The 25,602-nt window shown below is 57.8% G+C and carries 34 protein-coding genes and 1 pseudogene; all 35 read right to left on the bottom strand.

The annotated features are described in order from the left end of the window. Nucleotides 1-53: 53 nt before the first annotated feature. On the bottom strand, nucleotides 54-992 hold the full coding sequence (locus RXV79_RS18835) for a hypothetical protein (RefSeq protein ID WP_316699624.1): 939 nt from the start codon (nucleotides 990-992) through the stop codon (nucleotides 54-56). Nucleotides 993-1,296: 304 nt separating this feature from the next. After that, nucleotides 1,297-1,731 (bottom strand): DUF1304 family protein, encoded by a 435-nt coding sequence (locus RXV79_RS18830; RefSeq protein ID WP_316699623.1) that lies wholly within the window; start codon nucleotides 1,729-1,731, stop codon nucleotides 1,297-1,299. Nucleotides 1,732-2,831: 1,100 nt separating this feature from the next. Next, a complete protein-coding gene (locus RXV79_RS18825) occupies nucleotides 2,832-3,278 on the bottom strand; it encodes a hypothetical protein (protein ID WP_316699622.1) in 447 nt (148 codons plus the stop codon). 122 nt (nucleotides 3,279-3,400) lie between these two features. Beyond that, a complete protein-coding gene (locus tag RXV79_RS18820) occupies nucleotides 3,401-3,814 on the bottom strand; it encodes a hypothetical protein (protein WP_316699621.1) in 414 nt (137 codons plus the stop codon). 90 nt (nucleotides 3,815-3,904) lie between these two features. Continuing rightward, entirely contained in the window at nucleotides 3,905-4,426 is a 522-nt protein-coding gene (locus RXV79_RS18815) for a GNAT family N-acetyltransferase (protein ID WP_316699620.1), read from the bottom strand. Nucleotides 4,427-4,694: 268 nt separating this feature from the next. After that, entirely contained in the window at nucleotides 4,695-5,432 is a 738-nt protein-coding gene (gene istB / locus RXV79_RS18810; protein ID WP_316699555.1) for an IS21-like element helper ATPase IstB, read from the bottom strand. A gap of 39 nt (nucleotides 5,433-5,471) precedes the next feature. Beyond that, nucleotides 5,472-6,809 (bottom strand): annotated as a pseudogene (gene istA / locus RXV79_RS18805) (IS21 family transposase); the annotation flags it as partial. After that, complete coding sequence (locus RXV79_RS18800) at nucleotides 6,737-7,261, bottom strand: CYTH domain-containing protein (RefSeq protein ID WP_316699619.1); 525 nt, start codon at nucleotides 7,259-7,261, stop codon at nucleotides 6,737-6,739. The gene RXV79_RS18800 and the pseudogene istA, both read right to left, overlap by 73 nt. Before the next feature lie 103 nt (nucleotides 7,262-7,364). After that, nucleotides 7,365-7,772, bottom strand: coding sequence for a nuclear transport factor 2 family protein (locus RXV79_RS18795; RefSeq protein WP_316699618.1), 408 nt, complete (start codon nucleotides 7,770-7,772; stop codon nucleotides 7,365-7,367). Between the two features lie 90 nt (nucleotides 7,773-7,862). Continuing rightward, entirely contained in the window at nucleotides 7,863-8,285 is a 423-nt protein-coding gene (locus RXV79_RS18790) for a signal peptide prediction (protein WP_316699617.1), read from the bottom strand. Between the two features lie 71 nt (nucleotides 8,286-8,356). Continuing rightward, on the bottom strand, nucleotides 8,357-8,746 hold the full coding sequence (locus RXV79_RS18785) for a hypothetical protein (RefSeq protein WP_316699616.1): 390 nt from the start codon (nucleotides 8,744-8,746) through the stop codon (nucleotides 8,357-8,359). 167 nt (nucleotides 8,747-8,913) lie between these two features. Continuing rightward, the gene (locus RXV79_RS18780; RefSeq protein WP_316699614.1) at nucleotides 8,914-9,267 is read right to left on the bottom strand and encodes a hypothetical protein; all 354 of its coding nucleotides are present in this window, start codon (nucleotides 9,265-9,267) and stop codon (nucleotides 8,914-8,916) included. Nucleotides 9,268-9,344: 77 nt separating this feature from the next. Further along, on the bottom strand, nucleotides 9,345-9,905 hold the full coding sequence (locus RXV79_RS18775) for a hypothetical protein (RefSeq protein ID WP_316699612.1): 561 nt from the start codon (nucleotides 9,903-9,905) through the stop codon (nucleotides 9,345-9,347). A gap of 157 nt (nucleotides 9,906-10,062) precedes the next feature. Then, nucleotides 10,063-10,410, bottom strand: coding sequence for a hypothetical protein (locus RXV79_RS18770; RefSeq protein ID WP_316699610.1), 348 nt, complete (start codon nucleotides 10,408-10,410; stop codon nucleotides 10,063-10,065). A gap of 100 nt (nucleotides 10,411-10,510) precedes the next feature. After that, complete coding sequence (locus RXV79_RS18765; protein ID WP_316699609.1) at nucleotides 10,511-11,281, bottom strand: hypothetical protein; 771 nt, start codon at nucleotides 11,279-11,281, stop codon at nucleotides 10,511-10,513. A 77-nt stretch (nucleotides 11,282-11,358) separates the two neighbouring features. Next, the gene (locus RXV79_RS18760) at nucleotides 11,359-11,868 is read right to left on the bottom strand and encodes a DUF2199 domain-containing protein (RefSeq protein WP_316699498.1); all 510 of its coding nucleotides are present in this window, start codon (nucleotides 11,866-11,868) and stop codon (nucleotides 11,359-11,361) included. Nucleotides 11,869-11,940: 72 nt separating this feature from the next. Then, nucleotides 11,941-12,459, bottom strand: coding sequence for a DUF3658 domain-containing protein (locus RXV79_RS18755; RefSeq protein WP_316699499.1), 519 nt, complete (start codon nucleotides 12,457-12,459; stop codon nucleotides 11,941-11,943). 449 nt (nucleotides 12,460-12,908) lie between these two features. Beyond that, nucleotides 12,909-13,343: a hypothetical protein gene (locus tag RXV79_RS18750; protein ID WP_316699608.1), complete on the bottom strand. Its 435-nt coding sequence runs from the start codon at nucleotides 13,341-13,343 to the stop codon at nucleotides 12,909-12,911. A 54-nt stretch (nucleotides 13,344-13,397) separates the two neighbouring features. Continuing rightward, nucleotides 13,398-13,871 carry a hypothetical protein gene (locus RXV79_RS18745; protein WP_316699607.1) on the bottom strand — a complete coding sequence of 158 codons (474 nt, stop codon included), beginning with the start codon at nucleotides 13,869-13,871 and terminating at the stop codon, nucleotides 13,398-13,400. Nucleotides 13,872-14,448: 577 nt separating this feature from the next. Continuing rightward, nucleotides 14,449-15,252 (bottom strand): STM4504/CBY_0614 family protein, encoded by an 804-nt coding sequence (locus RXV79_RS18740; RefSeq protein WP_316699606.1) that lies wholly within the window; start codon nucleotides 15,250-15,252, stop codon nucleotides 14,449-14,451. Nucleotides 15,253-15,369: 117 nt separating this feature from the next. Then, entirely contained in the window at nucleotides 15,370-15,864 is a 495-nt protein-coding gene (locus RXV79_RS18735; protein WP_316699605.1) for a hypothetical protein, read from the bottom strand. A gap of 97 nt (nucleotides 15,865-15,961) precedes the next feature. Further along, a complete protein-coding gene (locus RXV79_RS18730) occupies nucleotides 15,962-16,549 on the bottom strand; it encodes a hypothetical protein (RefSeq protein WP_316699604.1) in 588 nt (195 codons plus the stop codon). A 78-nt stretch (nucleotides 16,550-16,627) separates the two neighbouring features. After that, nucleotides 16,628-17,149 (bottom strand): ankyrin repeat domain-containing protein, encoded by a 522-nt coding sequence (locus RXV79_RS18725; protein ID WP_316699602.1) that lies wholly within the window; start codon nucleotides 17,147-17,149, stop codon nucleotides 16,628-16,630. 78 nt (nucleotides 17,150-17,227) lie between these two features. After that, nucleotides 17,228-17,698, bottom strand: a complete 471-nt coding sequence (locus tag RXV79_RS18720; protein WP_316699601.1) for a GNAT family N-acetyltransferase — start codon at nucleotides 17,696-17,698, stop codon at nucleotides 17,228-17,230. Between the two features lie 75 nt (nucleotides 17,699-17,773). Then, the gene (locus RXV79_RS18715; RefSeq protein WP_316699599.1) at nucleotides 17,774-18,301 is read right to left on the bottom strand and encodes a GIY-YIG nuclease family protein; all 528 of its coding nucleotides are present in this window, start codon (nucleotides 18,299-18,301) and stop codon (nucleotides 17,774-17,776) included. A gap of 605 nt (nucleotides 18,302-18,906) precedes the next feature. Next, entirely contained in the window at nucleotides 18,907-19,380 is a 474-nt protein-coding gene (locus tag RXV79_RS18710) for a hypothetical protein (RefSeq protein ID WP_316699598.1), read from the bottom strand. 111 nt (nucleotides 19,381-19,491) lie between these two features. Beyond that, the gene (locus tag RXV79_RS18705) at nucleotides 19,492-19,794 is read right to left on the bottom strand and encodes a DUF4156 domain-containing protein (protein WP_316699597.1); all 303 of its coding nucleotides are present in this window, start codon (nucleotides 19,792-19,794) and stop codon (nucleotides 19,492-19,494) included. A 1,097-nt stretch (nucleotides 19,795-20,891) separates the two neighbouring features. Beyond that, entirely contained in the window at nucleotides 20,892-21,269 is a 378-nt protein-coding gene (locus RXV79_RS18700; RefSeq protein WP_316699596.1) for a hypothetical protein, read from the bottom strand. Between the two features lie 112 nt (nucleotides 21,270-21,381). Then, complete coding sequence (locus RXV79_RS18695) at nucleotides 21,382-21,828, bottom strand: hypothetical protein (protein WP_316699595.1); 447 nt, start codon at nucleotides 21,826-21,828, stop codon at nucleotides 21,382-21,384. Between the two features lie 5 nt (nucleotides 21,829-21,833). Next, nucleotides 21,834-22,433 carry a DUF4166 domain-containing protein gene (locus RXV79_RS18690; RefSeq protein ID WP_316699593.1) on the bottom strand — a complete coding sequence of 200 codons (600 nt, stop codon included), beginning with the start codon at nucleotides 22,431-22,433 and terminating at the stop codon, nucleotides 21,834-21,836. A gap of 630 nt (nucleotides 22,434-23,063) precedes the next feature. Next, the gene (locus RXV79_RS18685) at nucleotides 23,064-23,393 is read right to left on the bottom strand and encodes a cupin domain-containing protein (protein ID WP_316699591.1); all 330 of its coding nucleotides are present in this window, start codon (nucleotides 23,391-23,393) and stop codon (nucleotides 23,064-23,066) included. Between the two features lie 116 nt (nucleotides 23,394-23,509). Next, nucleotides 23,510-23,863: a TonB family protein gene (locus RXV79_RS28195; protein ID WP_413816632.1), complete on the bottom strand. Its 354-nt coding sequence runs from the start codon at nucleotides 23,861-23,863 to the stop codon at nucleotides 23,510-23,512. 76 nt (nucleotides 23,864-23,939) lie between these two features. Further along, nucleotides 23,940-24,491 (bottom strand): AAA family ATPase, encoded by a 552-nt coding sequence (locus RXV79_RS18680; protein ID WP_316699577.1) that lies wholly within the window; start codon nucleotides 24,489-24,491, stop codon nucleotides 23,940-23,942. Nucleotides 24,492-24,570: 79 nt separating this feature from the next. Further along, on the bottom strand, nucleotides 24,571-24,975 hold the full coding sequence (locus RXV79_RS18675) for an immunity 22 family protein (protein ID WP_316699589.1): 405 nt from the start codon (nucleotides 24,973-24,975) through the stop codon (nucleotides 24,571-24,573). A 68-nt stretch (nucleotides 24,976-25,043) separates the two neighbouring features. Next, the gene (locus tag RXV79_RS18670) at nucleotides 25,044-25,463 is read right to left on the bottom strand and encodes a hypothetical protein (protein ID WP_316699588.1); all 420 of its coding nucleotides are present in this window, start codon (nucleotides 25,461-25,463) and stop codon (nucleotides 25,044-25,046) included. Between the last annotated feature and the right edge of the window lie 139 nt (nucleotides 25,464-25,602).

Raw genomic sequence — 25,602 nt, 5'->3', positions numbered from 1 at the left:
AAGCGTCGCGGGATGCTTCCGCCCCAACTCTGCCGTCATTTTTTTAGAGTCGATCAGTGCAGCCAGCCGAAGAGTCTCCGCAGCAACCCGCCGACGTGCTTCCGGTTTGGCGCTAGGACGACAAATGGTTGCCATCCGGTCCCGAACTCGGTTTCGTAGCGGCGGATCACGGCATCCAGTACTTCGTCCGATATCAGCCGTTCGACGCTCGGCAGGTTGACGCACGGGGTCCGAAGCAGCGGATGGTCGACGTCGAGGCTCAATGGCGCCTCGGCGTGGCGATCATGCACGGCCTTCAGCGCCAGCAGTTCCAGCGGAACGATTGCGAACCACTGACGATTGAAAAAGTAGTACGAACCCGGCTTGGCTCGGGGGGCTTCCCGACTCGGAAATTCGTAGGCGCGCGACAGCCGGTAGTCGCAGTAGTTCGCCAGTTCAGCTTCCCATGAGGGCGTGCCGATGGCGCGGAGCAACGGCCCGAAAGCATCGGGACCTGGATGGACTTTCTCGGCAGAGAGTGGGCGAGTTCCACAAAAGGCATCCAGCAAGGTCTCCATGAACGCGGCCACGGGATCGTCCAAGATGTCGTCGGCGAGGCCACGTTCGGTGGCGAGGCCGTGCAGCCGGTGACCCCAGACCAGGGAGACGTCGGCTGGCGCGCGCGCTACGGCGAGGCACCACAGGAACATGGCTACGTCCCCTCCACGGAACGGCGCACGGTTCCCGACGCCAAGGGCCGCCCGCTGGCAGCCGTCCATCGCCTGAGCCCAGAACGCGTACGACAAGGCCAGGGCGAGTGTGTCGGCTCCGCGGGAGTCGCGCCGCAGGAGGCGATCCGTCGCGATGATGCCGAGCTCGTCTGCACGTTGCAGGACGAGCGGAATCATCTGCAACGCCGGCCCCGAAGGCAAAGCGTCGCGAAGGCGAGTCTCTCCGGGTTGAGACGCGAGCTCAGCGGCCCGTTCACTCAGTCCCTGGATGATGCGGTCCACGGCCTCCTGGCGGTTGTGGGCTGTCGGACGGAGGCGGGTGCAGCGGTCGAATCTGGCGGTTGGTTGCATCGTTGTCTGGCTGGCTGAATGGTTCCCCAAGGACGCGTCGACGAATGCCGCTGGGGCGTTGCATATGAGCCGTAGCGCCCCTCTCTTTCATCAGATTCGGAAATTTACAGAAGGACTCCTTCGGTGAAAGATGCGTCGAGTCGGCCTGATGGGTGAGCTGAATCCGGACGCCTAACGTTTGACATGAGAGGCGGCGCAAGGGCGCAGCCCTTGTGACGTCCTCTCGATGGAAGGGTTAGGCGCCTGCATTTGCCAGGGCCGGCGATGGGGAGGCGCGAAGCATTGCAGCGAGCGCGATGGCGGCAGGTAGCGCCTGCAGTAGAGCGCCGATGTAGGCGATGCTCGTAAACGCCAGAACAACGCCTGCGCCTACCGCTGACGCGCACATGTACCCGACAAGCGCGTGGCCAGCTTCTTTCTTCCCCTTGGTGACGAGGATGAGGCCGGCAACTCCTGCAATGGCGAGGAACAGGTTGTAGAAGACTTGGTTTATGAAGTGTGGCTTCAATAGCAACGCCTGGTCGTGAAGACCAAGTGGCACCACGGTTTGGAAGCGCGAAAGGGAGAACTCATAGATTGCGGGGCGCATCCATAGGAAGGCCTCAATGACGAAAGCCAGCATGTGAAAGACGACGACGAACAAGGCCAGTGCTTTGGCTAGACGATTCATTGGGGCTCCCTTTGGTATTGATGTTGGGTTGATCGCAGAAGGGGCATCAGTGGCGATGCTCTACGAAAGCCTAGTGCAGTTCTCGCTTTCAGGCGCCTAACGTTTGACATGAGAGGCCCGACCCGGCTTGCCGGGGCGGGTCCTCTCGATGGAAGGGTTAGGCGCCGCCTTTCGCACGATGTGCCTCGGTGCTTTGCTGGCGAGCCTCAACCTCAAAGTGGTTGTACCAGTACGGGCTACGGCCTCTGAGCAACTGCCATAGGCTAGACAGCCCGTAAGGCGACGAAGAATAGCGGACCCCAGCGCTCGTACTGATCAACATGAACCCGCTCATGCGGGCCAATGCGTTGAAGCTCTTCTTCTGCGACGGGCAAGATGACATGGCCAAACACGATGCCTCTGAATGGCAGCCCCTTGGCCAGCCTGCCGCAGCTTGAGAGGCTAGGGCGATACGTGACTTCAAGAGCGCCGCCATTCAAGGCGACCTTGCCACCAAAGGCCAATGGGAGCGCTGCGAAGACGAGCCCGACGGCGGAGCAAGGAGAGCCCAAAGCAGCTTTGCGACTCTGAGCCATTGCCGGCCTGTTCTTTCAGAGATTTCCTCTACCAGACTGATGTCTAAGTCGTCAGGGTCTGACACGAGGTTCTTGAGAAGTACGTCGTCAGCTCTGACAGGAAACTTCGGATGAACGTCGACCAAGTATTCCTGTAGCTGCTCGTAGACCGCTCGAACTACCCATGTGTCTAGTCGAACTCTCTTGCGAACTCGCAAATGTCTTGGCCAGTTCGCCCCTTCGCCAGTGCAAGTAAGCGCCGAGCCCGAGCGCGTGAGTCGTACCAACTCCAGAGGGCAATTGCGGCTATAGCTGGGATCACTATCCATGGGTGCTTTGCCGCTAGAACGCACATTCCGAATAGCGCTGCGCCAACGATTGCTACCAATACGAACTGGCCAAAGGAGCTTGGCGCTGGACGCTTCAGTTTGGGCATTGATCTGGAAGGGGCGCGCATTTTGTGCAGCCTAACGTTTGACATGAGAGGCGCTTGGAGGCCGCAGGCCGGAAAGCGTCCTCTCGATGGAAGGGTTAGAGCTCTGCACGCTAGACACCAAAGCCAGGGTGATCGAACACGCGCGGCCTTTCCAAAAGCCAGCCTTCCGCAACGAGCTCGTCTTGAAGCTTCTGCCCATTCTTTGTGTAGTGAAGCTCGGTTCCGACAGGCGTGTTGAGTGTCGGCAGAAGATCCCTCAATACGACGAGTGCATCATCTCTGGACGTCGTGTCGATGTCTATGCCGCAAAAGCTAATACGGCGACTCCCATCTGGACGTTCATCACCTAGTGAAGAGCCTCCACCAGATATCGTTCCAAGGTTTTTCTCCGCTAGAACCGGTTCAATTTGGTCTTCGAATAGGTCTCCTCGATCCATTGGGCCGATGTCTCCAGGAATCTTGACGTAGATGAACTGTTCTACGTCAAAGGTGTTCGTTTCAGCGGGTGCGCTTGACTTTGACGGCAGCAGTGACTTGATGAAGCTGGAAATGCCCATGATGGAAGATAGACGAGAGCTCTAACGTTTGACATGAGAGGCGCTGACCGGCTTGCCGGGCAGCGTCCTCTCGAAGGAAGGGTTAGGCGTCGGGTGGCAGTCGTTGGAATGCTGCACGACGCTCAAGGCCTTGAAAGGAGCTGGAGTGGTTCATTTGCCAGCGACTTGGTTGGAAGGTAGAGCAAATCGGACGGCTCACACCTGAGCATGACGCCAGGCAGTTCCACGCCCCATTCTTGGAATTGCTCTTCGGTGGTGACGATCTCAAAAACAGTTGCATGAACTTGGCCGCTCTCGACTGAGACAAGATCGCCAACCATGACTTTGGAGCCATCTTGATAAGCAATCTTGAGACCTAGGAATAAGTCCTTCTTGACCAACGCTTCATCCCAAGAACTTGCCTCGCACCACCACACAAGTTCTGCGCTGGCAAGCAAAAGTCTTCTTGCGCTTTGATTACTTTCGGGGAAGAACGAATAGCTGTTGCCTTCGTTTTCCCTCCAGAGTTCGTATCGAATAGCGGACGATTCGCTCATGTGACGCCTAACGTTTGACATGAGAGGCGGCGCCCGGCTTGCCGGGCGACGTCCTCTCGATGGAGGGGTTGGGCGTCACTGCACGACCTTTCACTGCAAAGGCTGTTCGATCGCCCACTGGGTAACGGCTTGATGGAAGTTCAGCGGACCTGGGACAGTCATGTGTGTCTTGACATACCGGAAGCCAGCCTTCTGAAGCGTTCTGTTCGGCGCCACGTTGAACGCATTTGGCTCGCAAAGGAGGCGCTTGATTTTCAGTAGCTGGAAGTAGATCGCTACGGACTGGCGCACGCACATCGCGCCATAGCCTGCCTTTCGACTTTGCGACTCGAATACGTGGAGATGCATGTATGCCTCTTCGCCGAACTTGATCTTGTCTACGCTAGAGAAGCCAATGTCCCTTCCGTCGGCTTGCCAAAGCACGAGGAGACTCTTTCGCCGCTCTCGCGGCTGCGAGTAGTCGTGCTCGTAGAGCTGCTTCCATTGCGCCTTGCTGGGTAGGCGTGTTGGATCCACTCCCAAGAGTTCAAGGTGCTCAGGCGCTGCACCGTGGAAGTAGTTGATGACCGACTCCACCTCTTCAAGCCGCATCTCGCGAACGGAAACGTTCATTGAGTGATTCCGATTGGTGACGCCCAACGTTTGACATGAGAGGCCCGGCCCGGCTTGCCGGGGCGGGTCCTCTCGATGGAAGGGTTAGGCGGCCGGCTTCGCATGCCACCTGTTGTGCGCATTCCACTGATGGCGGACAGTGATTCCATTCCCATCGCGGACAGCGTTCCAGGCGATGGCGGACACGCTGCGCGGGTGTCCTGAGTGACGCTGCAATCGTAGCCGAACTGTCCGCCATCAGCGTGGAACGGTGCTCGGCACGGGCGGCTCAGGCGGTCTTGGTGAGCTTTCTCATCGACTCGCCCTTGAGGGCTATCTTGTGTGAACCGTGCACGATGCGGTCCAGGATGGCGTCGGCCAGCGTGGGCTCGTCCAGCCAGGCGTGCCAGGCCGTCACCGGCAACTGGCTGGTGATGAGCGTCGAGCGCGTGCCCACCCGGTCGTCCAGCAACTCCAGCAGGTCGTTTCGCTCGTGCGCGGCAATCGGTGCGATACCGAAGTCGTCCAGGATGAGCAGGTCCAGCCGGGCCAGTTGCCCCAGCCGTTTGCCAAAGCTACCGTCGCCGTGGGCCACGTGCAGCTCCTGCAGCAGCCGTGGCGCGCGGGTGTAGAGGACAGAGAACCCCAGGCGCGCGGCCTGCTGCCCCAGTGCGCAGGCCAGCCACGTCTTGCCGCAACCGGTGGCACCGGTGAGCAGCACGTTGTGACCATGGCGCAGCCAGTCCCCGCCGGCCAGACTGGTGATGACCTCCCGGCTCAGGCCCCGGCTGGCGCGCCAGTCGATGTCCTCCAGGCAGGCACTACAGACCTTCAAACGGGCGGCCTTGAGCAGCCGCTCCAGGCGTTTGCCGTCACGCCAGTCCACCTCGCGCTGCACCAGCAGCGCCAGGCGTTGTTCAAAGGGCAGCTCGCTGGCCATGAGGTGGGTGGCCACGTCGCTGAGGGCGGCCACCATGCCGTCCAGGCGCAGGGTGCGCAGTTGGTTGAGGGTCTGTTCGTTGAGCATGGTTGTTCCTTGTTTGTTTCGCTTCGGTGTCTGGGCTTCTCAGTGGTAGTAGCCCGGCCCGCGCACGTTCTCGTGCAGTGGCAGGCTGGCCTGTGTGGCCTGCGCGGTGATGGGGGCGTCCAGCGGGCGCTGGTCCAGGCCGCAACTGAGGATGGACGCAATGCTCTTGTAGGACGGTGAGCGAATCGACTGTGCCCGCGCGCAGGCTGCTTCCAGGCGCTGGACACCGTACTCGCGGCCCAGGCGCATGAGACCCAGACAGGAGCGGTAACCCTGCTCGGGATGCTGGCGGTGCTCCATCTGCCAGCGCACCACGGCGGCGGTGGCCGCGCCCACGCGCTCACCCCAGGCGATGAGCTTGGCAGGGGTCCACTGAAGATGCTCGCGATGTGAGGCCGGCATGTGCTCGGGCACGGTGGTGTGCGCGCCCCGGCGAGGATTGAGGATGTGGGCGGCCACCCGCCTGTTGCCGTGCAGAACCTCGAGCGTGGTGGCCGTGATGCGCAACTCGACCTTCTCGCCCACCAGCGCGTGGGGCACCGAGTAGTAGTGGCCATCGAGCTCGACGTGGTAGTCGATGTTGACGCGGGCGGGCTTGAAGCGGGCGATGGGCATGCGCACCGCCGGCAGGGGGCGCAGGGCCGGCCTGTCGAGCTCGGCAAAGGCGCTGGCGCGGTTACCCGGCAGCTTCTTGAACGCGCGCTGGTTCAAGTCCACCAGCAAGGCGGCAATCGCCCGGTTGAGCTCGGCCAGACTGAAGAAGGTCTGGTGGCGCAGCCGCGCCAGAATCCAGCGCTCGACCACCTGCACGGCGACCTCCACCTTGGGTTTGTCGCGTGGCTTGGCCGGGCGCGCCGGCATCACGGCCAGGCTGTAGTGGGCCGAGAGTTCTTCGAGCAGGCGGTGCGCGGTGGGCTCGTAGCGGTCGGGACGGGCCATGAGTGCGCGCGGCTGGTCAGGCACCAGCAGGCGGGGCACGCCGCCGATGAACTCCAGCGTGGCGATGATGCTGGCCGCCCAGTCGGCGGCCTTCTGGCTGGCGGTGGCGCAGGCATAGGTGTAGTTCGATGCCCCCAACACCGCCACAAACACCTGGGCCTGGCGAATCTCGCCAGTGCCTGCATCCACGACAGGCAGGCTCTGGCCGGCGTAGTCCACAAACAGCTTGTCGCCGGCCTCGTGGTTCTGGCGCATGGAGCGCTGCAGGCGCCGGGCCCAGGCCTTGTACTTCTCGCAGAAGGCGCTGTACTTGTAAGCCTGCCCGGCGTGCTGGTGCTGGTACTCCTCCCACAGCAGTTGCAGCGTCACGCCGGGGCGACGCAGTTCCCGGTGCAGGTGGGCATAGTCGGGCTCGAGGTGGCGGGACTGGCGGGCCACCTGTTGAATGGGTGCGTAGACAAGCTTGAGTTGAAGTACCGAGATTCATGGGTTACCTCTTCTCCGAGCCAATCAGGCTTTGTGAATGCCTGGCCTTCCGATTGCAACTCGATCTCGGCGACAACGAGACCAGCATTCTCTCCAAGGAACTCGTCTACTTCCCAGGTGAAGCCTTCGAACTGAATGACTCTGCAGATCTTCTCAATGACTGGCCCGTCACTGAGTTTCAAGAGCTGCTCTGCGTCTGCAGCGGGAATCTCGTACTCGAACTCTGCTCGCGAGGCGCCTACGGAAACACCTTTAATGGTGAGGAACGCTTTCTCACCTGCAAGCCGGACTCTCACAGTTCGCTCCTTGTCTCGATTCAAGTAGCCCTGACTGAAGCGGACTCCGGCTCCTTGGCGCCAGGCGGTCCCGTTAACAAGGAACTTGCGTTCGATCTCGATTCCCACTTGGCTTTCCTCGGACGCCTAACGTTTGAGATAACCGGCATGACCCGGCTTGCCGGGGCATGTCCGGTTGATTGAAGGGTTGGGCGTCACGTGGGACATGTGCCTACCAAGGGTCGAAGCAATCGTAGTTTCGCTGCCTAGAAATGCGGCCTTCGGAGAACTCGAAGAACATTGCGAAATGCGCTCGCATGGTGGCACCTGCGGGCAAAGAAGCTATTGGTACGGCCATAACGGCACTCCACTCGGCCTCGACCGCCACGGTTGAGTTTTGAGCGACTTCTGAGCGCACTTTGTAGGTTTGATGCTGCAAGAGCTTCTGACCTTGCTCGGCCCGCATTAGCAAAGTAGGCAGATCGCTTTGTCCACCCTGTGGATTGAGCTTGTTGGGTAGTTCAATCTGCACTGCGTCTGATGTAGAGAAGCTAGCAAGTGCTTCGCCTACTGCACCTGACTCAAGCGCTTTGATGTAGGCACGGACCGTCGCGAGGTTGGCGGATTCTTCAGTGGTCATGCGAATTTCTGCCCTTTAGCTTGTGACGCCCAACGTTTGACATGAGAGGCCCGACCCGGCTTGCCGGGGCGGGTCCTCTCGATGGAAGGGTTAGACGCCGCCGCTCGGCCGAAGCGGCTCGGCGCTTCGCAGACGAGCCTGAACCTCAAAGTGGTTGTACCAGTACGGGTGGCGGCCCCGCATGAGCTGCCAAAGGCTTGAAGCCGGATACGCGACGAAGAAGGCTGGCCCCCAGCGCTCATATTGCTCGACGTGAACTCTCTCATGCGGACCAATGCGACTGAGTTCTTCCTGTGTGACGACCAGGATGACATGGCCGAAGACGATGCCCCTGAATGGCAGCCTAAGAGCGAGCTTGCCGCAACTGGCCAGGTGCTGGCGATAGGTGACTTCCAGCGCGCCAGAGACGACCTTGGCGCTGCCGCCGAGGGCCAATGGCAAGGTGGCCAAAATCAGCCCGACAAGCGAGCAAGGGAGTGCCCAAAGCAGCTTCGCGACTCGGAGCCATTGCATTCAGCGGCGTCTAACGTTTGACATGAGAGGCTCGACCCGGCTTGCCGGGGCGAGTCCTCTCGATGGAAGGGTTAGGCGGCACTTTGCAGCCTGCCTCTGAATGCAGCTCGTAGCAGCGCGATTGCCAGGGACATGCCAGCGCCTACGACCAAGAACATGAGCGAGTGCGGCTGGACGCCGACCGTGAGAACTGAGGTGGCGAGGGCGGAGATGCCAGTTGCTACAACGTTGATGGCGAGGAGTGCGAAGGCTGACCAGCCATAGGTGAAGGCCTTGTAGTTGCGGAGTAGCACTTGGAAGGCCAGCACGAGAAATAGCGCGATAACACTACCCACAAGGATGAACGCGAGATCATTCCAGCGTATTGGTGGCTGTGCTGTGGCTGCTGAGCTAAGTGCACTTGGCCCGAGAGCTAGCCCGACAACTACAGCGACGACGATAAGCACTGAGCGGATGTTCATACTTGCTTTGACTAACGACTGTCGAATGGCCACGAACTCGATCTGTGCCGCCTAACGTTTGACATGAGAGGCGCTGGCCGGCTTGCCGGACAGCGTCCTCTCGATGGAAGGGTTAGGCGGCGATGCGCCAGTGATTGCGGCACGAATGGTGGTTATGCGCACTGCTTTTACACGAACTGAACGAGTAGCTTGACGTCTTTGGCCCATGAATGACGCTCCAGAATGCCAGCCGCAATGGCGCGAACGGCCTGAACGTAGCGCTCTTTTAGGGCGGGGGATGGCTCAGGCTGCCCATTCGCGAGCGTGATTGATACGGATGCTGTGTTTTCTTTGGCATCAATGAGAACCACAACGGCAACTCGTTCACGCCAAAGATTCGACTGTTCTTGAATGCTACTGAGCAAGGTCACCCTAAGCCACTCTCCACGAGTAGGCGAGTAGGTGGCGTTTAGATCGGCTGCTTGGAGCGGCAGAACCGCAAAGAGCAACGCCAAGAAGATGAGTCTGACGGCTTGCGGCATGTTCTTCTTTCGACGCCTAACGTTTGACATGAGAGGCGGCACCCGGCTTGCCGGGTGACGTCCTCTCGATGGAAGGGTTAGGCCGCACCGAATGCCGCCCGTAGGTTGCCATTCCAGGCGGTGGCAATTGAGCCCGAGTTGTCTCGGTCAATCGTCTTTGCTTCATCGAGGTTGCTTCGTGCTGCCGCCGACAGCTGTGACTCTGTTGAATGCCGGGCTTCGAGCAGCGCTGCTAGAGCGACTATCGACTTGAAGTAGGTTGCCTGATCTTCTATCAGGTGAACAGCTCTTCTGCCGAAATCTTTATCCACCATCTCGGCAGTGGCAGCGAGTTGAGGTGACGTCCAGCTACCACGTTTGATGCAACTCCAAAGCTCTTCCAGTAGTTGGCTAGACGCTTCAGTACAGGCAATGGCGACACAAGCAATATTGTGAAAGCGCCAGTTCCTGGCCCGTAGCAGCAGTGAGATGTCTCGCTCCAGATGCTTACGCGACGGTGCGGCCAGTGCTTGCCTGATCTTCGCAACCTCAATGGCAAGCTCGGGGCCACGCAATGACAGGAATGCCAAGTAGTTTGCAACGCTGATGCGGCAGGCGTTTCCTTCGAATTCGCTCTCGTGGAAGAAGAGCGTGCTCATTGCGAGCTTCTCTGACTCGGGGTCGATTTCTCCAAACTCGCGCATGGTTCTTGTGCGGCCTAACGTTTGACATGAGAGGCCTGACCCGGCTTGCCGGGGCGGGTCCTCTCGATGGAAGGGTTAGGCAGCTGCTGCATGGACGCGCCGACTCAGAGGCCTACGGAATGCGGCCAATCGCACCTGATCTTCCTAGCGGATGGACAACGCGATACGTTGAGCTTTCAAGTACGGGAAGGTCGGATACCCCGACGAGTACTGCTTGCAGAAGATTTGGCTCATCCAGTGCATTTCTCTCCAGTAGCTCAATGACGAATGGCAAAGCTGTTTCCGCACTCTCAGCCGATAGATAGATGTGCATCGCGTATGTGTCAGGCTCGTAGTCGTAACCGGAGTCTTTGATCATTCCCGCTGACGCATCGCGGAGCCGATCCGGAATTTCATACCGCAGATCCGCATCGGTGTTAGTCAGTGGCTTTGGATCTATGCGGAGAACGAGTGACTGCATGGAGTACTGGCTGCCTAACGTTTGACATGAGAGGCGGCGCCCGGCTTGCCGGGCGACGTCCTCTCGATGGAAGGGTTAGACGGCGGCACGTGATTTCCCTCTACTGTGATTCGGAGAACTCGCGAACCGCCGCGAGCAGCTCGCGCTTGACTTGCTCCAGACTTCTCCGGATAGCTGCCATCAGCGCTTCTTCAGAAATCATCTTCAGCTGAAACTCGCGCTCATCATCTGCCTCAGACCTCGATAGGCGAATTACGATCGCGAAGGCGTGGTTGAACGCCTTTCGCTGAGTGGGGCTCAGGGAGGCGAAGGCCGCTTCGTATTCTTGCTTTCTCGGCTGAAGTGCTTCTTTCCAAGTGCCTGCGACTTTCTGCTCGGCCAAGGACAAGTCAACTTTGCGTTTGGTCAGCCCAATGAAGAAACCGTTGCACTTCGCGCTGTCTAGCATGAAATGCCAAAAAATCTCACCTTCAGGCGTAGCAAAGAAGGACTGCAGGTATTGCTGTTCTTCTAAGGGTGCTCGTCGGAAGAGCATTTCTAGATAGTCACGCGCTGTGACCTTGATCCAAGCCCCATTGATCTCTTCATCTCTTGCGATCGAGGCGCGGGCGATACTGAACGCACGGTCGTAGTAGGCGTTTCCTCTTTTCCATTGTTCGCTCAGATTGGCGCCACTCCCCATGCCAGCCAGCATGGAATGTGTGCCGATTTGGACTACCTCCGTTCCAAACATTGGAACGACTGCCTCTAAGCACGGCGCCGGATAGCTTGAGGCCAGAGCACCCGCTATCGCTTGTGCGTTTGCTGTCGGCGCGTCTGCTAGTGCAAGCAATACGCATCCTGCGAGTTGAAATCTTCGGAGCAGGTACATGGCGACTTTCCGCCGTCTAACGTTTGACATGAGAGGCGGCGCACGGCTTGCCGGGCGACGTCCTCTCGATGGAAGGGTTAGGCGCCATCGCGATGAACCATAAGGGAATAGATTTCGGCGACGCGCTCGACTGAAATGCCTTCGCGTTGCTCTACCGCGAGAGGATGGTCTGTAGGCTCAAGCTCAATGTACGGTCGTATTCCGTCGTCTCGCAAGTGAACCCTTGTCTTAAGGTTGACCGTATCTGGATACGGGCTTAGCCAGGCATTGAGCCAACCGAAGAACGGGCCGATGTGCGAGCGCTTCTCTTTGCCAAAGTACTCGATCCACTTTAGATGGCTTTCCCGGCTTAGTGAGACCCAGACACCCCAAGAGAATGGATCTGCCTGTCCTTGAACTGGGATGTCGATGCATCCGCGAACAAAGAAGAACTTCTCATCTATGACGCAATCATCTGAGCCGAGATCGCATCGTGCTTCTCGTTCTTCTTCGGGAATCTCAAAGTAGCTAAGCGGCGCCTTGGCTCCGAAGGTCGGCATTCCCTCGTGAACCTCATCGCAGGTTGCGCATTTAAAGCGGAAGGTCATACCAATGGCGTCTAACGTTTGACATGAGAGGCTCGACCCGGCTTGCCGGGGCGGGTCCTCTCGATGGAAGGGTTAGGCCGCACTTTGCTGCCCCTGCGGTAGCCGGACTTCGCTTGAACGCATGTAGTGAAGATTGCCATCAGATTCGATCTTCCCCGCGGCAGCGAGCGCCACAACTCTTCGGGCGTAGTAGCCATCTGGGATGTCGTCGAGCTTCTCTTGCAAAGACTTCATTGCAGAGCCTACGACGCGAGCAACTTTTCGCCAAGAAGTAGCGCACTCGGCCAGGAGCGCCACATCGATTGCCGCTATATCCGCCTCGGGAAGCTGAGAGATCGCCGCAAGATCTTCTTCGTCTAGCTCGGTATCTGGCCGTCCAGTTGCTTCGTGAGGTTGAAGTTCAGGAAACTGCCGAACAACAGGAGCTCTGACGCCAGCTAAGACTTCCATGATCGCGCTAGACAGTGCCTTTAGCAGCGCCTGTCGTTCTTCGGTGTCTTCGATTTTGCGGATTGCCGCTTCGCATTCCGTGAGATTCGCCAATACACGCTCACAGGCGCCATACAACTCTTCCGCGACTGTTCGATTCATGGCTAATGACCCTGTGCGGCCTAACGTTTGACATGAGCTGCATGCCCCGGCGTGCCGGGGCATGTCAGCTCGATGGAAGGGTTAGGCGGCGCCGCGTTCGATAGAGCAGGGCGCTGCCAGGCGAGCAACTTTAGCCGGCGTGTGGGCTCCGGGCGCATCGGTTCGCAGCATGCGTTGGACGGTGCAGGGCGCCCACGCCGGCTAACCCGCGGACTGACTGACAACCGTCGCATCGAGCGAGCGCTGTGCTTGGCTCGACGCTCAGGCGAAACCATTGCGGTGGCGAACGTAGGCACGAGCCCGCTCTTCTTGGCAGTGGCACCACTCTTCGCCGAAGCAGCGTGCCGCCGAACTCTGAGAAGCGCGGCGTTCTCGCCCATTTCGCCGCCTAACGTTTGACATGAGAGGCCAGGCCCGGCTTGCCGGGACTGGTCCTCTCGATGGAAGGGTTAGGCGTCACGATTCGCCATCGCTGTGACCATAACCAACTCACCGCTCGGCCTGAACTCGTAGTGCAGCGAGCACTCAGCAAAGCTTCCTTTGATCCAGCGGTTGTCGGCCTGTCCCGTCTTTACGGGAACATTCTTTTCCGCAAAGTCATTCTTTGCCTGCTCGAATGACGAATAGAAGGACACTCCTGCGAGCGATGGATCCACTGGTTTGTACTGCTCGTTGCCCGACGCGTACATGAAGATGGTCTTGAGTACCTGTCGCTCATCGAACCGGAGTTGGAAGCCCTGTCCGTGCGCTGAGACCCAGTAGATGTCTTCGATCCCTTCGTGAAGTCGGTCAAAGTCGTACACGACTGGCAGGTCAAACTCTTCGAGAAGTTCAACGACTTCGTCGCTCTTCAACGCGAGATCGAGCAGATTGATCAGCTTCATGTGTTGCAACCGGGTTCCTTTGCACGTCGTCACGCGTGAGGCGCTTGGTGACGCCTAACGTTTGACATGAGAGGCGGCGCCCGGCTTGCCGGGCGACGTCCTCTCGATGGAAGGGTTAGGCGCCGACGCGCTCGGAGTGGAAGCTGCTGCTTTAGGAGCAAGAGCTGACTCTATGCTCCGGCGTACGGGTGGCGCGCAAAAAGCGATGAGGGTCGCTTCTTTGGAGAGACTTTTTGATCCGTCAGAGGCTTTCGGTGCTGGAGAAGAAGCAATCTGCTGGGCCTTTTCTGTGCTGGGTGTGGCGGCCTTGTTCCTGGCATTGCACGCCGCCACAAACTGGGTTCGAATTTCCTCTGGCGTGCCAAACACATCTTCAAAGATGACTCGAAGCATCTTGATCTTGGTTTCGGGCGGAACATCAGCCATCTGAGAAACGACTTGACCAGCGCCTGATGCTGAAGCGCTGCTAGGAAAGCCCAGTGCTATTGCAAGCGCCAGGAAGAGTAGTGGCAAATAGGTCGGGCTCATTCGGCGCCTAACGTTTGACATGAGAGGCGGCGCCCGGCTTGCCGGGCGACGGTTTTGTGTTCTTGGTCCGTATTCAATGAACGAGTACACGGAGCAAGTTCTAGGCTTCAACTGGGACGTCAGTGCCAAGAGCGAAATCGGCACTAATGGTGGAATCAATCTGCTGCTCTTCGTTAAGGGCCAAGAGGTACTCGCCTACGCAGAGCATCCACGAAGCAAGGGTGACTTCCTGGAGTTTCAGCCGCGATGTGTCTCCCGAGCAAAGGCAATAGTCGTGCGTCGCTTGGTTTCAGATGGAACACAGCTCGTTCCACAATGACGCCTAACCATTCCATCGAGAGGACGTGCCCCGGCAAGCCGGGTCACGCCTCTCATGTCAAACGTTAGGCCGCACGAATGCGTTTCAGTGAACCGTTTGCTCATCCCGCAGTTGTCGAAATGCACCTGCCAGGTGGCTATACACGCGTTCGTCTGTTTGCCTTGGGGCATGGAGAAGGCTGGTGGGAGGTTCCAACAGACAAGATTCCTCCGCACCTTCGTTCTCTAGGTAGTCGCCTATTCATCGCCACGCCTCGATTCACCGTCGAACCAAGTGATCGAATCGAAGACATTCGGAAGCGAGTACTGGAAGCTGGAGTCCGAGAGCTAGCCGAAGATGATCTGCGCCAACAAGACCACAGGTCGTAGAGCCACAAGGAAGAAAATGCGGCTCGCTTTGCTGCTTCAGGAGCTTCAGTCCTGGTCCTCGCACTCGCGCGCCAGGCAAAGCAATACAGGCCGTGCAAGCACCAGCTGCTGCGCAGCACGTGCTGGTGAGGTGCGTTTTCTTGCTCACAACGCCACCCAACGCAGAATGCAGTTCCGGGTCGTGCGAGGCGTGCGGCCTAACCCTTCCATCGAGAGGACGTGAGTCGACACGAATGATCTCGTTTGCCTCGAACTGATATCCGACGCCGTGTTCTTTGAACCGAGTATTCAGCTCTTCGATGGCGGCGTCGGGTTGAACTTCTCTCTTGGTGTTGTTCTGGTATCGGTATTCATCTCGAATGTAGGTGTCGATCACCTTGAAGCAAACTTCGATGACATCAATTGCTCTTTCGACCGACTCTTCCTTGAGGAAAAAATTGAAGACCGACCCTTGCGGGGAGTCGGAATGTTTGATGAGTTCAAACACTCCGTATTCGCGGCACAGAGCGTCATTCACGAAGGCATATGCTTTCTCAGCATGATTGCTTCCATAGTTGTCTACACCAAATGCGTCTTTGATGATGTGCACGATCTGAACCCGCAAGGGGTTCGGCAGCGCGTCATATACATAGACATCCGGCACTTCACCGCGAAGGCGCTTCTGCCGTTTTGAGAAGAGGTCGAAGATCTTCATATGTTGACTGTGACGCTCAACGTTTGACATGAGAGGCATGGCCCGGCTTGCCGGGGCATGTCCTCTCGATGGAAGGGTTAGGCATCGGTGGTTGGTCCGAATCTGATGGGTTGATTCTCAACCGTTTGGCCTTCTCATTCGAAGTTCGCGTTGATAGAGCGCTTGCTTCAGAGAGTAGTTGGATGCGATCACCGCTTCTCCGTTGGAGTCGGCTAGAACCAACCCTAAAGCCGAGAAGTGGAAGGCAAACTGGTTTGTCGCTCTTGTTGCCACCACGATGTAAACGCCAGTACTGATGTCTTGCACATGAACATCAAATGACGTACCTCGCTGCATACGATATGCGACAAGCGAGAAGTCCTCTGACAGCGTTGGGAGGTCGATGGGATCGGGTGATCTCAGAATTCGTTCGTTTCTGGTTGCGCGGGAAGTCACGATGCGCAACTCATGGTGGCCCTGTCCATCTGGTTTCGCCACGACGGTGCACGGACAGCCGTCCTGTTCGCTTTGCGCTGCAGTCGAGCCTTTGACGGGCTGTTGATCTCCTGGACTTGATGCACAGCCGGCGGAAAGTAGACACAGGGCGGTCAGATGTAGAAATTTCGTTTTCATGCTGCGGAGGTCGGTCGTGATTCCGATGCCTAACGTTTGACATGAGAGGCATGACCCGGCTTGCCGGGGCATGTCCTCTCGATGGAAGGGTTAGCCGTCACTGGGGATACAGAAAGTCCGTTGTCTCAGGCGGGACACTGCTGAGGAGGTGTTCTAGCGGTTCCAGGGCTTGCTTCCAAGCTAGTGAGGCCTGCTCCCGACTGGCGAAATAGTGCGTGTTCACGATGACTGAGCACGAAAAGCCAGAGGCTCCATCAGCCTCAGTAAAGGTGCAAGGCTGAAGCTCCCACGCGTATGCGACCGCCACGGAGAATTTGCTCTCGTGAAGCAACCTATCGAAGTGAAAGTAGATAGGGAAGTAGTTGGCAGCGTTCGCGATGCCAGAAATGGAATTGATTGAAAACTCAACATAGCCGGAACGACGAAACCCTCTTTCGTCTTCCACATCTGCGCTAACGCACCCAACTGAGAAGAGACCAGTCTCGGAGCCATTGATTCCGCGTATCAGATTCAGCAGCGCTGGGTCGCGCTGCACCTCCGGAATCGATCGAAGAGCCTCGTCATCACCTTTGACGTACCTGAAACCATAGTTCGCATCTCCGTCTTCTCGCAGTATCCCGTCTCCGCGATAAGGGATGGCTTTTGGCTTGTGATCGATCTCAAGAGTGTTTGTGTAGCTTGGCATGGTGTGTCGTGTGACGGCTAACGTTTGACATGAGCTGCATGACCCGGCTTGCCGGGGCATGTCAGCTCGATGGAAGGGTTAGGCGCCGTTGTCGTACCTTTCGAACAGGCTCTTAAGCGAGGCGTTTTCTCCGTGAGAAATAACAGCAACGTAGCTTTTGATCGTGCTTCCAGAGCTAAGTCTGTGGTCCTGATCTCCGCCCACAGACAACAAGTACTCAACCAGAGAAAAATTGACTGGGTTTCTTAGTAGCGCTTGGTGAAGGGGCGTGACGCCGTCGCGATTTGGAACGTTAACGCTTGAGCCCGACTCAACCAAGATCTTTGCCGACTCGAGATCTGAACTTCGCACGGCATAGTGAAGCGGCGTGTTCCCATACATGTCTGGGCTTGTCGCATCAACACCACTAGAGATGAGAAACCTGAGAGATTCTGGCGGAACCTTTAGGTACGGGGATAGAAGTGCAGAGTGAATGAGGCTCCACCCATCTTCCTCGGTTTTCTCCGTCAGCGAGACGCCAGATTCTTTAAGGAGGGTCAGTTTCTCAATCTCCGCCCGGATTACGGCTCTAAGCAGATCTCTGCGTGTGACTTCCGACATGCTGCGTCCTTAGGCGCCTAACGTTTGACATGAGAGGCCCGACCCGGCTTGCCGGGGCGGGTCCTCTCGATGGAAGGGTTAGGCGCCATTCTGGCCCGACCTCAGACGCATGGGCTGAAAAGAGATGCCATGCACGCTCTTAACCTCTCCCTCGCGCGCAAAGCCGAACCTTTCGTAGACAGGCACGGCGGTGAGACTTGAGTTGACTGTGAACTCACCTGGGTTTCCAGCTTGTAGTGCCTCTGTTTGGGCTATGGCCCAGAGTTGGCTCGCCAACTGTCTGCCTTGGAATGCCTTGGCAACGAACAAGTGGAACAAGTGCGCGTTATCTCGTAGCGCCACGAAACCCGCGAGTCTGCCTTCTGACCGTGCGACGTAGTAGGAGAAGTTGGCTGCACTTAAGTAGCGACGCACTGCTTCAACGCTAATGGACGCGAGGAAAGGCTCCGCACCCTCACGCGAAGGAGACAAAAAGAACGGCTCACTCAGTTCGACAATCAGCGCACTGATTGCTTCGGCATCAGATACGTCTGCGGCTTCGACTCTCATGGCGCCTAACGTTTGACATGAGAGGCGGCGCCCGGCTTGCCGGGCGACGTCCTCTCGATGGAAGGGTTAGGCATCTCAGCGCTCCGAGTCGATATTGAACCAGGGACGCCAAGTTCCCACGAGCCTGTCCTCCTCGAAGAAGCGTTCTGCGATCGCGTTGTCTGCGAAATCATTCCGATACGAGAAGCCGACCGAACTTCGGATTAGGCGCAATGGATCCATTTCACTGGGAAAAATGTGCTCAATCCCCCAGCGAAGCTGGCACGAGGTTGTACTGGGAGTGGCTTTGTGGTGCTCTATATGAGGTACGTGAAGACGGCCATGGCTATTGCTCTTGATATGAAGCCCGAACCGTTTGCGGAGATTGGTCGACTTTCCGACGTAGAGGCACGGATAGATCAGCTCTCTGGGCCACCACTCTCTGTACTCGACCTTCATGCGAACTTCATTTGGCCCCTTCAGCAGGACAGTGCGGGTCGACTTCAGCAGGTCGTCGCGATTCCCGATCCACCAGAACGCGTACACACCCGGCTCGGGCGGGATGAGCGAAGGACGAGCATTCAGATGTGTGTCGACACTCAGTATGGACTGCGCTGTATGCATTCAAGATGCCTAACGTTTGACATGAGAGGCATGACCCGGCTTGCCGGGGCATGTCCTCTCGATGGAAGGGTTAGGCCTCTCGCGAGCTCCGGCGCGAGCTGCCTCTTCTTGCGAAGTGAAAAGTATGGTGGTTGAAGTTTCCATCTCTGGCTTTAGCCTTGGCAAGCCAACGGTATGGACGGTGGTTTTGCGCTTTCTACAGGAGGTACGGGATCAGGAATTGAACTTGGAGAGCGAAGTTTGAAGCCCTTCTGCTCACGAGCTTCTATGCATTGATGCAGTCGTTGCTTGTCTTCCGCAGTGAGCTTGCCCCAGCGAACTAGACATGCCGCTTCTTGTTGTGTGTCCTGCTTTACTAGGAGGTGACTGTTCCATTCGCCGCAGCCCGAGATTGCAACCACAAAGGAAGCAGCCAGCGCCCATCGCGCTGTACGTTGCACAAACTGAAAGATCGGGAGTCGGATGAGCATCTCGTTCCTTGAGAGGTCTAACGTTTGACATGAGAGGCGGCACCCGGCTTGGCGGGTGACGTCCTCTCGATGGAAGGGTTGGGCGTCACCGGAGCGGCGCACTCGCGGCGACAGATTTGCGCAGCTTTGTGATTCTCAGCATTGCATCGGCCTCGGTGCCGGATTTGGTTCCCCGCCCGGAATCCCTCCGACAACTTCCTTGGTCGTTGTGTCTTCCAACCACATGCGTACCGAATAGCCTTTGACCTCGCTGCGAATCGCGTACTCCCGACCGGCCTGTGCATCCAACCACATCGACGAATGTGCGTAGGCGCGATCCCTGTAATACATGGCTTTCAGGTAGTGCCGACCCGGCGTGACAAACACTTTGTCCGGATGCGCTAGACCCGGCCCGTAACCCAGCATGCTTTGAAGCGAGACGCCATCGAGGCAGGCAATCAGTGCGCCATTTATTGGAACTCCCCACATGCCCGGGGGGCCAAGCGGGCCGAAGATGAGTGCCTGCGCACTTGGCGGTAGAGGCGGACCGTCGTAAGTCTTATATGGAGTCGGAATGGCGATGCAGCCAGCGCAAAGTGCTGACAGGACCAGTGAGGCGACGTTCTTCATGCCTGGCTTGTGAGATGTGGTGCGAATAGTGACGCTCAACGTTTGACATGAGAGGCGCTGACCGGCTTGCCGGGCAGCGTCCTCTCGATGGAAGGGTTGGGCGGCACCGTGCTACTTGCAGCGAAGTGCTTCTGCGGTGACAGACACACCATCAATGCCACTCTTGCCTTGAGAAACCAGGAAGACGGCATTTGCGCCTCGGCGTGCAGCTTCGTTAAGCATCTTATTCATTGAGTTCTGTGTTTTGTACGGGCCTAGCTGCTGATCCGCTGCGATAAGGCCAAGAGGCTCGCAGGCTGCCTTTTGCTCTGCGGTGACCATGCGAATCCTTTCGGCCCCAGGCTCAAGTGAAGTTGCACAACCTGCAAGCCAAAGCAAGGCTCCCGAACAAGCAATGAGAATGAATTTGTTCATGTGATGAGCGCGAGAGCCAAGGAATGAAGTGAATGGAGAAGACGTTCCTCAAGCGAGAGCCATTTGCCGCTTTTCGAGAAGCAACAACTTCAACGCTGTGCCGCCCAACGTTTGACATGAGAGGCCCGACCCGGCTTGCCGGGGCGGGTCCTCTCGATGGAATAGTTGGGCATCGCGCGTGGCATGGCTACTGGCCTCGCCAGACGCGGACAGCCTGCATTCTCTTTGGGAATGTGCGCAGACTTTGCCAAACGTTGCGTTCGTCTTGGCAATCGCGCAGGCATTGAGATGTGCACTGGCCCAGCGCTGCCTTCCATGGCAGCGCCCAACTTCTGACCATTAAAGCGGCGCGAAGCGCCAACCACCAACCGACTTCCACCGGCCGTTCGATGGCATCGCACGGGTTCCGAAGCGTGGCAGTCGTTTCCCTCTTCTCGCCAGGCGCTCCGACGTGACGCCAGAACGACCATCTTGCTTAGATGGAAGGGCGCAGGGCCAAAGTGGACTGAGCCTTGGCACACCGAAGCGCCCGATGACCTTGCGCCTGTGAACCGAACCCGAATTTGAGGTGCTGACCGAAGACTCATAAGCAGCAAGAACTCTCAGGACCTACTCGTGATGCTCAACGTTTGACATGAGCTGCATGACCCGGCTTGCCGGGGCATGTCAGCTCGATGGAAGGGTTAGGCGGCGCCGCATTGGATGAAGCAGGGCGCAGCCAGGCGAGCGACTTTAGCCGGCGTGTGGGTTCCGGGCGCTTCGGTTCGCAGCGTGCTTCGGACGGTGCAGGGCGCCCACGACGGCTAACCCACTGACTGACTGACAACCGTCTCATCGAGCGAGCACTGCGCTTGGCCCGACGCTCAGGCGAAACCATTGCGGTGGCGATCGTAGGCACGAGCCCGCTCTTCTTGGCAGCGGCACCACTCTTCGCCGAAGCAGCGTGCCGCCGAACTCCGAGAAGCGAGGCGTTCTCGCCCATAGCGCCGCCTAACGTTTGACATGAGAGGCGCTGGCCAGCTTGCTGGACAGCGTCCTCTCGATGGAAGGGTTAGGCGGCTGTATGCATGGAGCCGCCACGAGCTTGAATGGCATTTTCAATGAGGCTTGTAGTTGGATGCTTGATCTCGGGCGACTTCTTGGAAAAGCTCCCAAGGACACGAGCCCGCAAACGACTCAAGCACTGAGATGGCGCCATCCCTGTCTTTGGCTTTGTACAGGTCATCAGACTTGATCAATGCCGACATGAGCGCACGATTCCACTGCCCTTCGTTTTCTCGCAGTTCATGCACTGTGCGAGCAAACTCTTCGGGTGATTGACCCTCTGGAGGGCTGTGGTTTGGCAGTGAGGTTGTTGCGTAGCGTGCGAATGAAGCTCTATTGGCTTCGTTGGCTTGCAGTGCAATTTGATCGATTGACTGCTTGGCGAACTCATGGAACCACTCAGTTTGCGCCGACAGTTCTGATTCGGTCATTGGCTTCTCCCGGGAGCAGTCTTCGAAAACGAGCGTTGAGCCGCCTAACGTTTGACATGAGAGGCGCTGACCGGCTTGCCGGACTGCGTCCTCTCGATGGAAGGGTTAGGCGTCATTTGCACTCGACGCCTTTGCCAAGGCCTTTCACCAGACGGCTCAGTTCTGGCAGCTGACCAAAGCCACCCGAATACTGGAAGTAGCGCTTTAGGGATGCTGGAGCTCGCTCGATAGCCGAGCACGGAAAGACATGCACGAGTGTGACCGGCACATCGTCTTTCAGAAATGTGACTGCTGTATCGCAGCCGAACTTCGAGGCTGCCACTCCGTTTGGCCTTCTCAGTTGCTCCATCTCGGCTACCAGCTTCTTTACTTGACCTGCGTCGCGAACTTCCAACTGCTTCTTTAGCTCACCCTTGCAGCTGGCGACTACGACTTTGATATTCGTAGTTCCTTCGATTGATGGCGGTACGTGCTGAGTCTCGGACGCGATCGAGTGAGCCGATAGAGCCACCGAAAGGCCAGCCAGTACGAGCGATGACTTGCAAAAGGGTCGCTTCATGACGCCTAACGTTTGACATGAGAGGCGGCGCCCGGCTTGCCGGGCGACGTCCTCTCGATGGAAGGGTTAGGCGCCAGTGTGCCCGAGTAGGCCAGCAGCTTGCCTAGCGCTGGAGCCCTGACTTCTACCGAGAACCGGTAGAACTGGCCTTCGATGCTCTTGGATGCAAAGGTGGTGGGGAACAATGCTTTGGGCACCGGGATACCCAACAGCCTTGTGTTGCGGTGTTCCCAGTGCCACCCGCCAGCGAGAACCTTGACGCCTAGCTCTAAGCTCAACGCACCGGACTGCTCGACCCAATGACCAGTGGGATGGTGACCAACTGGCTTGAACTCGGAGACGAACTCGCTTAGGCCATTGAACCTGCGAGACCAATGCAGGCGCCCTGCTTGGCCATGAATGGAGACTTGAAGGTGATGAGCGCCAGGGGTGACAGGTACTCCGAGCCGAGAAGCAAGCCGCTTGCCGACAAGACCTGCGAAGCCTGCACCAAACGAAACGTGGACCTGCCCGCTTAGGACACCGCCGCTTCTGTGCAAGCCCTGAAGCAACGGGTGAAGCTCACGGAACCCCTCGCCGAACCACTCTTCAACGACTGTCTCCATCGCGTCTGCTGGCGTCTAACGTTTGACATGAGAGGCGGCATAAGGGCGTAGCCCTTGTGACGTCCTTTCGATGGAAGGGTTAGGCGTCTGGTTGGAAGCTAGGGCTAGGGTTTGCATGACATTCCATTCCACTTTTCCGAAGCGATGACTTGTGGGCTCTGTGGGAAACAGGCTTCCTGCGTCGCTTTCGATGCGATGCGCATGTGATACGCGATTCTCTGCGCGGTGTCGCATGGAAGCGGCTCATGCATCGTTAGGAAATAGAACTCGACGCGCATCGTATTTTCGTGAGAGACAAAGAACCAGGCGCCACCTTTTGCTTTCTCTCGAACTTGTGATGTCGTTGGGCTAACGGACTCGACTTCGTATCCAGACTGCCGCAAGGTTTCTTGAATGCAGGTGGGCTCTAGTGATCGCTTGCCCTCAGCTTTGAGCTCGATTCGAACCCCATGCAACGTGTCGCATCCCATTAGGAATAGCAAGGCAATTGGGCCTGCAGTCTTCGGCATAAGCCGCATGGACGCCTAACGTTTGACATGAGAGGCTCGACCCGGCTTGCCGGGGCGAGTCCTCTCGATGGAAGGGTTAGGCGTCGGGTTCTTCGAGTACATGCCGTGCCTCGCAAACGAACTACTTCGACAGGACGATGGTCACCAACGCAGATGAATCTTCGATGGCGATTACCCCGTGCGATGCAGACCTTGCTAGAAAGATCATTTCTCCCGCCTCAAGCAAATGGCTCTGCGAATCGACCGTGACATCGATTCGACCCTCGACGCACTGGATGGTGATCTCGCCCGCGACGCTATGTGGCGGAAGTGACCTTCCTGCCAGAAGCACGAGACGTATCACTTCAAGCTGCTCGGACTTGAACAGCGCGGTGGTCTTTGCGCTCTGAAGGCGCAGGCCCAATGGACGGATGTCGATGAGCTGACCGGGATTTGCGTGTGGGATTGCCATGTGCACAGTATGCGTCGCTCACGCTCCCTCCGACGCCTAACGTTTGACATGAGAGGCTCGACCCGGCTTGCCGGGGCGAGTCCTTTCGATGGAAGGGTTAGGCGCCACCTTCGCGCCTACTTCTTGTATTCAGCTGAAAACTGAACTCGCACAGGATGCTTGTCTCCAGCGCATTTGAGCTTGCTGATGCGTTCGATCGTAGGGCGATTGAAGGCATTGTGAGAGGACTTAAGAATGGTTGGATTCGCCGTGGATCCATCTGGATTCAGTGTGAATTCAACCGTGACAGAGCCTTGATCCAACCCGAGCCTTTCGGCTGAATTGGGAAAGCCTTCCGACTGAAGGGCTTGCCGAAAATTCGGACACCCTGGTTTGGTCGTGTCGTAGACCTGAGCAAGGCATGGGTTCGAACAAGTCAGCGCGAAAGCCAATGTAGTAACTACTTTGCGAGCTTCGATTGTGGCGAGCATGGTTTGTGGCGCCTAACGTTTGACATGAGAGGCGGCGCAAGGGCGTAGCCCTTGTGACGTCCTCTCGATGGAAGGGTTAGGCGCCAGTTTCCACCCGCTCAAGGATGAAGGCCACCCGCTCTTTCACTGATACCTTTGGAAGAAGGCAGGTCTTGTAGCCGGCTTCTCTATACGCTGCCACGGTGGGCTCATAGGAGCGCGTTGCTCGCTCGAAGCCGGCTTGGCGCTCCGCATCTTGCACATAGATCTCCGCCCAGGGCTCTGCCACAAACACTGTGGAAGCGTAGCGGTGCGTTGCTACAGCCGCGCGATGCCGAAGCTCCAGCGTCTGGCCCGACAGTTGTAGCCAGGCCAAGCACTCCGGTATGCCGCGATCAAAGAAGACGGGAGTCTTCTGCGTTCGAGCGGCTTGATGGTTGCTGATGTTTCTTGCCAGAACTGCTTCGAAGAATGCTGTGCGATCGACCCAGGGAAGAATGCTGCCGTTGCATTCTTGTTGCTCTCGCAGGATGGCAAGAGCCGCTTCTTGGACGGTGGAGTAGCCAAGCTCACTTAGCGCGGCCACAAGAGTGGACTTCCCGGCTCCGGAAGCGCCGGTGATCACATAGAAACTCGGACTGCTCAGCACGCGATGCTCTTCTGGCGCCTAACGTTTGACATGAGAGGCCCGACCCGGCTTGCCGGGGCGGGTCCTCTCGATGGAAGGGTTAGGCATCTTGCCCCACTTGCGCGCTGTATTTGAAGACGCCGAGAAACACCGGGTCTTGGGCAATAGGTCTGCGAACCTTTTCTGGCGAGTACGCAAAGTCGTACTGGATCGTGACCCAGCGCGCCTGGCTCAAACCCAATGATTTTGCTTTCTCTACCGCGAGCTGAGCGAATGAAGACGAGTAGGACAGGCGATCTAGAAGCTCGCTAACGGGCACAAGCCTGAAGCCGAAGTTCATGCCTTCTTGATTGTCGAGTGAGTAGTACCCAACTCCGCACAAGTCTTGAAGGACATCCAGATGGGAAGAGCCTTCGGAGAGTCCAGCCCAGATCGAAACGACGCCGTCTCGCTCGAGGTCTTGCGTGTAGTAGTCCTCGTCTTCGGAGTAATCGCGGCGAGCCATGAGATGCCTAACGTTTGACATGAGAGGCCCGACCCGGCTTGCCGGGGCGGGTCCTCTCGATGGAAGGGTTAGGCATCGCGTGCCTGCGGCGCCGCCGGGCTTGCAACCGGATCTTCGCCATAGTCACCGGCAATCCAGCCGTGATAGCCCATACACATGCCATCCCCCTCTCTTAGATCAATCGCTGCAGCTACCTCATTCGAGCTTCGATTGATCAGCCGAACCGCAATAGAAAGATCAACTGCATGTTCGTCGTTTCTGAGTTCGCCGGATACCCCGTCAATCACCATCATCAGGCCGTACAAAGTGTCGTTGATCGCTTTCTCTGCAGCAGCTCGGGAGTCGGTAGACAAGTTGGGATCTACTCGTTCGAGCGCATAGCCGCGGACGTCTTCGAACAGAATGCGGCCGGCCGCATGCTGAAGCCAAAGCTCAAAAGATCTCTCGCTACGTGGAGGCGGTTGGAGTTCAAGGTCCGACGAAGCCACGAGATACGCTCCTTGTGCGATGCCTAACGTTTGACATGAGAGGCTCGACCCGGCTTGCCGGGGCGAGTCCTCTCGATGGAAGGGTTGAGCATCGCGCCTCCGAGAACCACCGACGTGCCCTGGTGCGCGGCTCGTGAAA

The organism is Piscinibacter gummiphilus (genome assembly GCF_032681285.1).
GTDB lineage: Bacteria > Pseudomonadota > Gammaproteobacteria > Burkholderiales > Burkholderiaceae_C > Rhizobacter > Rhizobacter gummiphilus_A.
This window is presented reverse-complemented; position numbering and strand designations above follow the sequence as displayed.